Below are 12958 nucleotides of genomic sequence, written 5' to 3'. Positions count from 1 at the left end.
AAAATCCATCACCGACAACAATTGTTGTGTCATCCGATCTGAAACCAATCCTGTAACAGGACTCCCCCGGGCGGAATGCGGCACCACCCGTGCCATTTCCCGGCAATACACGAATTCGGGTCGACGTGGTGGGATCATAGGTCGGTTGTTCGGTGGTTACATGATGAGTCGGCGGTATGACAAGCATGCTTAATCCAAGGGATTTCATTATCCAATTCTCTTTTTAATTTGACAGCCGATAGATCAAAACTGCGCCGTCACCTGAAATCCAACTGTCACGCGCGCCGTCGGAAATCCGGACGGCTTGTAGACCGGCGTACCTGCAAACAAGTCGTAACCGTAGCCACCAAAGCGCGTCGCGACGCTGCCCTTAACGCCAATCACTGCACCGGCCAACTGCGTACCGACCAGCGCCACCGGTTGCGGTCCCCATACGCGGCCGTAGTCGAGGCCTGCGTACACTATCTGCCCTGTTTGGCCGATCGGCATCTGCAACTCGTTGCGCCAGTAGAGGCCACGTGCCGCCGCCAGCATCGTTTCACCGTCGAATCCCCGAACTGTGTAGCGACTGCCGATCGTCAAGTCGTCGATGTAGTACAGCGAGTTCCCCGTATATTGACCGTGAATGCTCGTAACGTATCGGAACGGCTGCGCCGCAATGGCAAACGGCACCGACAGGTTCGCATCGAGCACCGCCATCTTGAAGCGGTAAGTCGGACCGCCCCCGGTAGCAAGAATGTCGTCCTGAGCACCCAAGCCGCCGACACCCTGACGATAAGCCAGCGTGCCGTCGAACTGCGCCCCGTCGAAGTAATGGCGATCTGTCAGGCCGATTTCTACGAACGTGTTGTTGCGCCGCTGTTGCGGGATTTCCGTATCTTCAATGAAGCTCTGACCGAAGCGGCGCGACAAGCGGAAATAGCCGCCCAACACGTCGTTCTGACTGCGTGCAAGCACGCGTGCCAGTTTGAAATCAATCGTCTTGGAGTTCCCGCTCGCCACGAATGTCTGATTAACGCCCGCGATCTGCTGGTAGTACGTGTTCGTGTAGGCCGATAACGTCGCGGTCCAGTATCCCCATGGAATCGAATAGAAACCGTTCCAACCGTGCGAACCAAGGCGCTTGTCGCCGAGTTCGAGGTCTTGGCTCACGCCGATGTTGAATATGTCGTTTAGCCCGAGCGGGTTATCGACGCCAATCGACAGGTTGCCCTGTAGCTTGCCGGTCGCGCGCGTGCCCGAGTTGTCGATCGATGCGACGGCGGTCCACGGCTTGCTGCGCTTCACGTCGAGCACGACATCACTTTCACCCGGCACGTCAGCCGGAACGATCTGCATCGACACGTCCTGACTCGTAACGCGCTTCATCTGCTCTAGACCTTGCTCAAGGTCGCGCAGGTTCAACACTTCGCCGTCGCGTGTTGGGAACGCGGTTTTCCATGTTCCTCGCAATTTTTCGTCGGCGAAGCGCACGTGTCGGATCACGCCGGGAATCAGTGCAACTTTCAGCGTGCCAGTCGACAAATCCTGTTCTGGTAGCAGGACGCGCGTTGTGATGTAACCGCGCGCCAGGATCGCCCGAGACAGCCCCTTGACGATCGTATCGACGCCTTGCTTGCCGACGCACTGACCGGCGTAGTGGGCGAGCCATTCGCGTGCGAATGCAAAGCGATCCATCGGCAAGGCGGAGGCTCCTTTCACCTTCGCGGAATCCGGCAGCGAATCCGGGACGTCGAGCGCAAAACGGTCGATGCGGAAACACGGCTGCTCGCTCGGTATCACGGGATACATTTCGACCTGCGGCACTTCCGAACGAACGGACGGGGCGCGCACGGTAGCATCACGCTGCTGCGCGTCACGTTGCTGCTGCGCCTGCCGATCCTGTTCAGCATTCGCGCGCGCTGCTGCGGCTTGGTCGGCAGGCGTGGGCGCTTGTTGCGCTTGCGCCGCAAGCGATACAAAAGCAGTGAGCGGCACCGCTACCAGCCGTTTAATTATTTTCATTTTTCATTGAGCTTCCGACTTCAGCCCATTATCCCAAAAAATCCGAAAATCATTTACTCCACCCCAAAAATAATTATAGTTCACCACATTCCTTCACATATGTCACAAATTTATTTCTCCCGGCCTCTTCTAGGTGCAACCTGCCGCATGATGGACAGCGATATACAGTAATTTCCTTTCCTCTTAGAGTTTCATAAAAACGCTCGCCATCAACCGCCTCCCCACCATCTAACAGATCGACTATATCCTTCAAAGTTTTCTCTGGAATCAACCTCCATTCATCGCCCCTCGGAGAGGCAATGAGATTTATAACATAGCCGCATTTACACGCAAATTTTGCCATTTTTATTTACCTCCAATTAGGCGATTAAATTTGAATATTTGACCGCCTGAATTTTGAAATGAAATGGCATTGAAGTTTTGACGATTTGGCTTACCCCATATCCGCGCAGCAATAGAAGCCATATCAGCATTGGACAAATCAGCCTGCACGATAACTCCATTCGGCATCTGCAGCTCGTTGCGCCAGTAGAGACCACGTGCCGCCGCCAGTATCGTTTCACCGTCGAATCCCCGAACTGTGTAGCGACTGCCGATCGTCAAGTCGTCGACTTAGTACAGCGAGTTCCCCGTATATTGACCGTGGATGCTCGTAACTGACCGAATCGGCGCGACAAGCGTCCAGCCGCGCCCTGTGCTGCGCTCCCGATTCCACCGCGCCCAAGCCGCCACGGTGATCGGCAAAGCCGCCAGTCGTTTAATTTTTTCATTGCCAGACGGGCAGCGCCCAGACGTAGGTTAAATGGCCCATTTTTCGGCATTACATTCTGGCGACGTATCCGTTCATCGAATTTCTGCGATTTCAGAAATAATGTCCTCATTTGAATCAATTGACATAACCGGATCATCGTAACCATCGATGTTGTCGCTGAGCCATTGCTCTCCGGAACGTTGCACGTGGAATTTAGTCACAACACCGAATTCATCTGCGCTTATGACGGCGACGATCTTTGAGGTTCGTTGTATCGCGTTCCATACCGCAAACACCTCCTTAACAAGCAAAACAGCCTGTGTCAGTGGCGACACCGAGTCGTAGTCGTCCACGTGCAAAGAATTGATGAAGCATTCATAGCCGGTGCAATCGGGAAAGCTCCCTCTCGTCACATTCGTCGATCCCAATAGGGCATGAATGAAATAACACTCGTCACGCAGATCAAATCCGCTATCCGCGATACTTTTTAGCGACGAGTTGAGCGGGATATCAAATCGCGCATCACTCAAAGAAATCTTCATGGCTCGATTAATTTTCATTACTTACCCCCAAGGTACTTGCTGAGTCCCTTCTGAATTGCAGAATTGAAGTCCGGATTATTCAGCAATTTATTAACTGAATTCGGCGCATCAGGGAACGAGTTCGTATTTGGATCGTAAAGATATTTGTTCCCTTGATTATCTTGATAGTGGATCTGGCCGGGTCGCTGCCCCGGATTCGGATTCTCCACGTCAATGCGCTCCTTACCATCTCCCTTCCAAATCGTCTTGCTCGGGAACTGCGCGCCGTCAGCGCCCAACATGGGAGTATTGGAGTCGTTAGCCCCCGCCGGCGAGTGCCCGCTTTTTGCCAGTGTGGCCGTATCCAGCCCATATCCTGCGACACCTGGTATAACCTGCTGTACGCCCGCCCCTGCCTCGCCGACCAACACCACCCCCGGACTCGCCGCCGGCGGCTTACCACCGCCAGCGCCAATAACCGCGTTCAGTCCATTGGCAATACCCTGCAATACTAGATCAAGCGCCGTCGTTTTCTTACGGACCGTGCCTTGCCCACTGGCCTCTTCAAGCGTGTCCGTATCCGTATGGTTCCACTGGTTGTACAGGTTCACATTTGAAGCAGTAGCTGCGCCCGCTGCTCCACCCACCAACCCGCCCAATGCACCGATGAGCAAGTTCCCCGACACCTTCCCTGCGAGTGTCGAATCCGTCGCACCGGCCACCTCTTTTGCGGCCTGCGCCGTCTGATCGGCCAGCAATGCTGCCAATCCTGCTCCAGCCGCCCCCTGCGCCGCACTCCCGATTCCACCGCCGCCCAAGCCGCCAATGAGCGCGCCGCCCGCTATGTGCAGGTAAAGTCGGTTAGTTCCGCCTTCGTCCCACGAATCGGCTTCGGCTTGATAGGCAGCTTGCGCCGTCGTATCGCCCGCCAGCTTGGCCGCATCGGCAGCATGTTGGGCTTCCTTCTGCTTCATATCCGCGTAAGCGCCGATGCCTTGCGCGACGACTTGCCCGGCAGCTTGCGCTGCATTCATCGTGTCGGCCTGCTTATCCAGCAGATTCTGCACATCCGGCGTTTTCGATACCGTTCCGTTGAGATTCGACGTGTCGCGATTCAGGTTAGCCAGGTCCTGCGTCTGGCCGGTCGGATTCGTGATGTTGATCGTGCCCGCGCTCACACCGCTTCGTGTGGTCGCGTTCTCACTACCACTATCCGACTGCGAAATCATCGGCGTCACGCCGCCTGCACCGCTGACCGATCCTGGTCCGATCGACTTCCCGGTGACGCCAACGCCTGCGCCAGCGCTAAAGCCGCTGCTGTCCGCGTTGTAGGTCGAATGGTTATCGATGTCCCGATAGGTCAGCGTGCCAGTCGTCAGCGTGTTCTTCGATGGATCGGCCGTGCTGGCAATCGCCGCGCCCGTCAGGTCGGTATTACCTTTGACGTTCACATTGAAACCACCTTCGCCAGCCTGAATCCCGGCCTGTTCGTTCACGCCCGCGTAATTGCCGTTCGCGTTTCCGTGCGACGAACTGAAGCTCGCACTACCACCCCCCATCGTACTGACGCTGATACCGCCACCTGCGCTACTTTGATGCGCGCTGCTGACGGTCGTATCCTGAACGCTACGGATGTTCAGGTTGCCGCCTACGTCGGCCGTCACCGCGCGACCGGATACGTCCGAACCAACAATGTTGGTATCACCGCCGCTCACGAGCGTGACGCTGTTCGCACCTGTCACGTGCGAATTGTTCTGCATCGCTGCATCGCTGTTGCCATCGCCATGCGCGCGCGACATGGCTGCCGACACCCCGATACCGTTCGTACCAATCGACACGCCGACGCTCGCGCTTGATGACGAATTCGAGCTACGCGTCGAATCGGTGTTCGTCGTGTTCTGCAGATCAATCTGATTCTTCGCGGCCAACAGCACATCATTGCCGGAAACGTTCGAACCGGCCACCGTGATATTGCCGCTACCGGGGGTGCCGTTGCCGGTCGCAATCAGCGACGTGGCGCCCCCAGCGCTGACACTCGATCCGCGCTGCGTAGTCTGGTTTTCCGACGTATCGAGTCGGCTATGACTCGATCCGACGCTCACTTGAACGCCGATGCTCGGTGTACCGCCGCCCGCAAGCGCCCCGCCCGTCAGCCCGGCTACACCCATCGCGGCATTACCTGCAGCTGCAATCGCATGCAGCGCCGTCGCGCGACTGTCGCCGCTTCCACTCTTTGCTGCCTGCGCTTGTTGGTAAGCGCCGTTGATTGCATCGCCAATGCTGCCCGACAAGCCGAGCGTGACACCACTGCTACTGGTTGTCTCGCTATGGGTCTTGTTGCTGGTATCGGTTGCCGAATCGATCACGACATTTGACGCGACGCCGGTCAAATTCTTCCCGGCGATCAAGTCGCTACCCGTCACGTGCAACGTATCGCCCGCCTTGATAGTCAGATCGCCATTGAGCGAACCCACCGTGCTCGCGTTGTTCGTGACGGACGAAGCATGGTCCGTATCTTTCTTCGTTTGCGTGCCAATACTCACGCTCAAGCCACTGGTGCCAATACCCGAATGCGTTTCGTGATAGTAGCTGTCCTGCGTGATCGTATCTTTGGACGTGGTGATATTGACGTTGTTCGCCGCCGCAAGACTCACATCGTTCGTCCCGACGATCGTGCTGCCCTGAACGGTCAAATCATGGCCCGACTGAATGTTGACGGTATTGCCCGAAATGGTACTGCCAACGCCGACGTTTGCATGCGTGTCCGTCATCGAATCGGTCTTCGTGCTGCTGACGAAGCTGCCGCGCTGGACTTGAACCGATTGGTATTTGTCGTGTTCCTCGCGCGCTTCGTTGACCGTGACATTGCCGGTCGCCACGATGCTTGCCGCCCCAGTGCCGTTCTCGATACCGTTCGTCATACCCGCGGTAAGCGACGAACCTGTCAGCGTAATGTTGCCCTTCGACGTGTCGGCACTTGCCGCGCCGAGCGTTGCGTTTCCTCCCGCCGTGAATTGGGTACCGACAGCGTGTTCGTCATAGTTGTGATCAACTTCCTTGCGCGTCTTGTTGTCGGCCGCCACGTTGTCGAGCTTCGCGCTATCCATGACCGTCGTTGCCGTCAAATTCCCGCCTGCAAGCGCTGACAGATCTTTTCCAGCCGATACGGTCGCGCCCTTCAGCGTCATATCGTTACCGCTCTGCATCCCCAAGCTTCCACCTGCAGTGATGCCGCTCGTCACGTTCTTCGTCGTGGACTCTTCCCAATGATGCTGATCGTTCAGGTACATCGATTGGTTCGTCGTGGACTGGACCGTATCGACGTTGATATCCCGGCCTGCCGTCACCAGCGCGTCGCCACCTGCCGACAAATTCGCGCCGTGAATGCTCAAATCGCGCGCGGCCTGAACTGACAGGTCCCCCGTCGCCGCGATCGTCCCTTGCTGACCGATCAGACTCGTGTTGACCTTGCTCGCACCCGACGCACCGGTTGCGCCAACCGTATCGACCAGCGTCGTGTTGACGATATCCCGGCCCGCCGACACTGCGACCCGATTGCCGGTAATCATGCCCGACGCGTTCACGACATCGTTGCTTGCCGATACGACCGTTGTCCCGTTGGCGCTACTGCTCGAGATCGAACCACCACGATTCAGAATATCGGTGGCGGTAATGACCGTCTTTGTACCGCCCTTGATCACGCCGCTATTCGTCGTGCTGCCGGTCGCGTGAATTTCGACGTCATCCGCCGCAATCAACGCACCGGTCGGTTGCAGGTCGTTCGCATGCGTTTGCGCCATATAAACGACCGGGGCCAGCACGTGCGTCGTACTACCGTCCGGCAGTTTCACGGTCTGATCGACCAACCACACAATATCGCTCGTCAGCGCATCCATTTGCGCGGCCGTCAGCGCCATACCCGGCATCAGGCCGAATTCCTTTGCATAGTTCACGCCGTTTGTCATCAAGGCGCGATACTCATCCTCCGCGCTTGCATAACCCGGCAGGAAGGTACGGCCAGTCAACTGCGTAATCTGGTTACGCACCATTTGCTGTTCGTACATCCCGTCACCCAGCCGCTTCTCGATACTCGCCGGGTTCAGGTCGAGTTGGCCGAGCATGTAGTCGCTCGAAATAAATTTCGTATAGCTCGTCAGGCGTGGATCAGTGACGATCAGATAGGGCTGACCAGGCGCGTCGTGAATCGAATAGAGACCACTTGTCGGCAACGTAATCGGCAGTGCGCCGGACGCATTTGCCACCGATTGCTGCGCACCGACTGGTATTGACGATCCGCCTGCGGCCCCGACCGGCGTCAACTTGCCGCCGGATACGCCACCATTGGCTGAATTGTTTCCGAGCGTGCCGCCGGTGGCGCCCGTCGAGGAATTCTGTGCAGCGACGTTCTGGTTGTTGACGTCCTTCGCGTCGATGATCACCGACGCGTTGGCGATAATAGTGCCGCCCGCGCCGCCGATGGCGACCGGCGTATACACCTTCGAAGGCTGAACGATCGTTCCCCGATCCTGCGTCGTATCCTCGTTCCATGCATACGTCGATACAATCTTGTCGGTCTGGTACTGATACAGCGTGCGCCCGACGTTGTTCACGACCGTGCCGCCGTAACTACCCGAACCTGCACTGCCAGACACATCCGAATCGCCGATCTTGATCGAGCCGCCCGCGGTGATCGCACTGTATTCGTTGTTGATCGTGCCGACGTTTTTCATCACGATATTGTTGCCGGCCACGAGTTGCGCCTGCTGCGCCTGGCTCGTTATCTTGTCCTGCTGGACGGTGGTCGTCGTATCGCGCCAGATTTCGACGCGCTGGTAACCGTTGTGACCATCGCTGCGCGTCGTGTATTCCGTATCGGGAACGTAGTTGACGTGCGGATCGTAGGCATCCCAATAGTTGACCGTAATCGTACCGTCCGCGTTGGTCGTCAACGTGTTGTAGTAGATCGTCTGTTGCTTGCCGTTCACATTCACGACCAGCACCTTGTCGGTCGCGTCGGGTCCGGACGTTTGCGATACGACCTGCGACGCGCCATAGGTTGAAGTGAGCGGCGTCTTGTAACCGTCTACCCACATCGCCTGCGAACAACCGCCGTTCGGATCAGCATTCATCGTCGCGCACACGATGTATTTCTGGCGCTTGATTTCGTGCTTGCTCGTCGTGCTCGTCGTTTCAGTGGAAACTATCGGAGCCGGACGCGTGTTCGTGAACGTACCGGCCGCGAGTTCAACACTGCCCTGCGCTTCAATCGTGGACTGATCGTTGACGACATTTTCTGTACGGTTCGCCAGAAATCCGTTCGCGTCGCGCTGACCGTTGGCAGCAATATTGATGTCGCCGACGCTGAAGATGTTCGCGCCACCAGTGTTCGACAACCGGTTGGACGCATACAAGTTCACCCGTTCGGCTGCGGCAATCACGGCGGCTGCACCGGTGTTGGTGATCGTGCTCGCATTGGCGGTGACTTCGCGGCCGATGATCGTCGCAGCATTGTTCAGCGTCGCGCTGTTGGTCAACACCGTATCGCCTTCGATGCGCCCGGCGTTATCGATCGTACCGCCGTTCGCGTTAACCGTCGTCGTTGCTGAATTCAGATCAGCGCCCGCTTGATTTTCAACGTTCGTCGCGTTCACGGTCAGCGCGCCGTTGGCATCCAGCACGCCTTGGTTCGTGAACTTGCCCGATGTCGTGAAATTCAGGTCGCCGTTTGCATGCAGTTTGTTCGTCGCGGTCTGCGTGTAGTCACTGCCAAGCGTCACCGCACCGTTGCGACCAGCGACAATCGAACCATCGCCGGTCAGCGTGGCTGCGTTCAATGACAGGTCCTGACCACTACCGATGGCGCCATTCTGGTTAGCAAGCGTACCCGTCTGGATTGAAACACTGCCACCGGTACCTGCGTCGTTGCCGATCTTTCCGGACGTGTTGTCGATCGATGCGGTGTTCAACGACAGTGCACCATTTGCACGAATCGACCCGGCCTGATTCGACAGCGCAGCGTTTGCCGCGATCAACTTGAGGTTGTTTGCGGCCGATAGCACACCGCTGGAATTATTTGCACTGTTCGCAACGTTCAGCGTCAGGTCGTGACCCGCAAGCGCCTGCCCACCTTGAGCATTCGTCAAGGTTTGCGCGGTCAACGTGACATCGCCATTACCGCCAATCGTGCCTGCGCCCGCTTTGCCGGACGCGTTCGTGTTCGTGATCGACGCCCCGCCATCGATCGTTGTCGCACCGACACCGATATTGGCCACACGACCATCGCTATTGTCGATGCTGCTCCCCGACAGCGCGAGCGTCGAATTCGTACCGTTCGCTTCGATTTGTCCTGCGTTATTGTTGATCGCGCCTTGTGCCTGTAGTGCCAGATTTCCGTTCGCTTGAACAAGACCGGCCGTATTCGTGATGGCACTGTTCGACTGCACCGACAGCGCTTGCCCTGCCAGCATCGAACCGCCGGAATTGTCGACGCTGCCCGCCGACAACGAAACATCGCCGTTGCCACCGATGGTGCCGCCTGCCGCATTCCTCAATGCATTTTTCGTCGTGACGGAGAGCGTACTCGTACCGATATTTTTGACCGAGCCCCCGTCGTTCGCCAGGCTGTCTGCCGTCACCGAAACGCCGTTGTTTGCTTCGAGCGTGCCTGCGCGATTGTCTACTACGCCTTGTGCCTTGAGCGTAATGCTGTCAGCACCGATGTAACCGCCCGCATGGTTATCGAGCGATTGCAGGTCGAGCGCTGCCTGACGCTGAGCGGCCAGTGTCCCCGCGCTGTTCGAAACAGCGGCAGCCTTCACATTCAATGCGCCATTGGTCGCGATCGTACCGCCTTGATTCGACATCGCACCGGTGGCGATCGACAACGTCCCGTTGCCAGCGTGGGTAATTTTTCCGTGATCGTTGATCAGGGTCGCGGGCGCGAGGTTCAAGTCCGCGCTGTTGGTCTGAATAACACCATTGCCCGAATTATCGAGCGTGTTCGAGACGGCGACATTCATTGCGCCGGTCCCGGTTTGGGTGATCGTGCCGCCGTGGTTCGACAAATTCGTCGCCCCGAGCGACAACTGTGCCGCCTGCACCGACCCCGCATCATTGCTCAGCGATGCGGCGTTCACAGTCGCGGATTGGCCGGCCGTGATGCTGCCCGAACCGTTCGTCAACTGCGCGCCCGCATCGATCACCGCATTTTGTGCGGCCGACAACACACCGCTGCCGTTGTCGAGCGATTGCGTACCGACTTGCAGATTCGTTTGCGCACTGACCGTGCCGTGGTTCGCGACGCTGCCCGATTGAATCGCCACGCCGCCGTTGCCACCGATGATGCCGCCTTGTGCGCCGAGTGCGGTCGTACCGGCTGCGTTCGTCAGTTGCCCTGTCGTCGTAATGGACAGACCATCCGAATTCAGCGACGTCACGCGCCCGGCACTGTTGTCCAACGAGCTTCCGGAAATAGTCATTCCGGCCGCGCTCTGAATCGTGCCTTGGTTGTTCGAGATCGCCGCGCCGTGCACCTGCATCGAACTTGCGGAAACCAGCGTGCCGGATTGGTTCGCGATTGCGCCGTTCGACTGCACGTTCAGCGTACCTTGCGCCGATACCTTGCCGCCTTGGTTCGAAATACTGCCTGCGGTCAGCGTCGCATTGCTTTGACTCGACAGCGTGCCATGATCATTGATCAACGCGCCTGCTACATTCGCATTGAGTGCTCCCTGCGCACTCGTTGTCGCATTCGAAAGGTTCAGGTCACCGGCGTTCGCGTTCACCGACACATTGCCGCTCGCAGCCGTTTGACTACCCGCAAGGTTCACGGCAGCACCCGAAATCGATGCGTTACCACCAGCGACGTTCTGCCCGGTCGCCGTCAGTTGGCCGGTGCTCGACAGATTCAGGTCGCCGTTATGGCCGACAGAACCATCGTTATTTACGCCTGCGCCGAGCGTGCCCGTCGAATTGATGGTGCCCGCATTGATCGTCGTATTCTGTTGCGCGGCAAGCGTGCCGCTGTTGGACAACGCACCGGCTGCTGAAACGTTTGCGCTCTGTTGCGCATACGTCGTGCCGCTGTTTTGAACACTGTTCGCGGTAGCGGCAAGATTGCCGCTCGCCGTTGTCTTGCCCGTCAGTACGAGCTGGCCGTTCGATTGCAGCGTCAGATCGCCAGCTTGTGCAGCGATTGTCCCGGCGTTCGCGACGCCGACGCCGAATTCGTTCGATACGAGAAAGACCCTGTTCGCATACATGCCGCCGAGTTGGCTCACGTCGATCGCGATAGCGGGCGCTGCACCGTCGCCAGCAATCGGCGTTGCCGCCAGCGTGTCGTGGCTGACTTGATTCGCACCGGCGACGACGTTCAGGTTTTTGGCGTAGATCGCTGCATTGGCCTGCACGGCGCGCGATATCAAGTCGACTTGATCGACATTCGACGCATTGAGGCCAGCACCGCTCACGGAAATGAGGCCGCGCGATACGTTGAATCCACCAAGCGATCCGTCAGCGCCGTAATACGGCGTGCCCGTGGTGAGGACGGCTCTCGACGTATTGATGAACCCGCCGCCGTCGACCTGAATACCGGCGCTGTTCGACAGGATTACCTCGGCGCGATTGCCGCCCACTTCCACATAACCGCGAAGTTGCGACGGTGCATTGCTGTTGACCTGATTGACGATGATCCGCGCAGACTGGCCTGCACCGAAATTCGGGTTGCCGTTGATCATCCCCGCCTGCTGCGTGTTCACGATCGTCGGTGAATTGTTCAGGATGGCGCCGGGTCTTTGTACATCGAACTGGTTGTACGTGTTGACCGACACGCCGGCACTAGACGGTGCGGCAATATTCACTTGCGGAATGCCGCTCTGCGTCTGAATCACATGCGTGCTCGTGCCTGGAATCGGCACGATTTGCGCGAAACTGAATGACGGCACGCCGAACAGCAATGCCGCTGCCATCGCGATCGGTTGCCAAGCGCTGTGCAACCATGGCAAGTTGAGCGGCGCACTGGCGCCTTGCGAATTCCCGGCTGTCCACGTCGAACTACCGTTTTCCTGAATGACCATCATCGCGCCACGTGCGCGATTAAACACAACCCGATAGCGGTTTTGATTCATTGTTCGCTCGACGCAAATCGCGTCGCTAATTCAATTTTTGATTGGAATCGACATCCGGCTGAACCGGTTTTCGTGCGCGCAGCCACGGCCGCGGCTGCGCGGGATTCGAAGGCTTACACGTGGCTCCGCGGCGCGCCCGAACATCGATGCGCATATACGGCTGGTCTCCCGTGATCCTTGTGCGCGATCGTACCTGAGGCTTAACGAGCCATAGTGTCAAAAATTATCAGATCGGCTGACGACGAAGGATTTTTCGCTCTGGAATACAGCAGGCGATTTTTGAGAAAACTTAATTGACATTTATATACAGTTTTTAGAATGCCAATTCGAGATAGTGAGCGACCCACCTATTGATGGACGTATTTGTTCCGGGCGCAACGCGAATCTCAAGCGCTAAAAGCGAGTGTATCCAAGTAGCGGCTGCTCGCTTGGTCCGTACGCAGTACGGTTCGCTTATATATGAGACGGCCAATATTCGAGATATTGGCTCATCATAAAATGCCACATCGGCGGCAAGCAATTGCCCCCGGCAACTGTCGGGACCGACTATCGTCCGC

3 protein-coding genes and 1 pseudogene are annotated in these 12958 nt (G+C 57.6%); all 4 read right to left on the bottom strand.

What is annotated here, in order from left to right; translation table 11 throughout:
• Nucleotides 1-243 precede the first annotated feature (243 nt).
• Nucleotides 244-2004 carry a ShlB/FhaC/HecB family hemolysin secretion/activation protein gene (locus BAMB_RS19015; RefSeq protein ID WP_011658790.1) on the bottom strand — a complete coding sequence of 587 codons (1761 nt, stop codon included), beginning with the start codon at nucleotides 2002-2004 and terminating at the stop codon, nucleotides 244-246.
• 435 nt (nucleotides 2005-2439) lie between these two features.
• Nucleotides 2440-2673 (bottom strand): annotated as a pseudogene (locus tag BAMB_RS36115) (ShlB/FhaC/HecB family hemolysin secretion/activation protein); the annotation flags it as partial.
• A 174-nt stretch (nucleotides 2674-2847) separates the two neighbouring features.
• A complete protein-coding gene (locus BAMB_RS34040; protein ID WP_227739300.1) occupies nucleotides 2848-3297 on the bottom strand; it encodes a hypothetical protein in 450 nt (149 codons plus the stop codon).
• Nucleotides 3298-3314: 17 nt separating this feature from the next.
• Nucleotides 3315-12401: a hemagglutinin repeat-containing protein gene (locus tag BAMB_RS19010; protein WP_011658787.1), complete on the bottom strand. Its 9087-nt coding sequence runs from the start codon at nucleotides 12399-12401 to the stop codon at nucleotides 3315-3317.
• Nucleotides 12402-12958 lie beyond the last annotated feature (557 nt).

It is taken from the genome of Burkholderia ambifaria AMMD, assembly GCF_000203915.1.
GTDB lineage: Bacteria > Pseudomonadota > Gammaproteobacteria > Burkholderiales > Burkholderiaceae > Burkholderia > Burkholderia ambifaria.
Note: the sequence above shows the minus strand (reverse complement) of the source record. Positions and strands in the feature narration are given on the sequence as shown.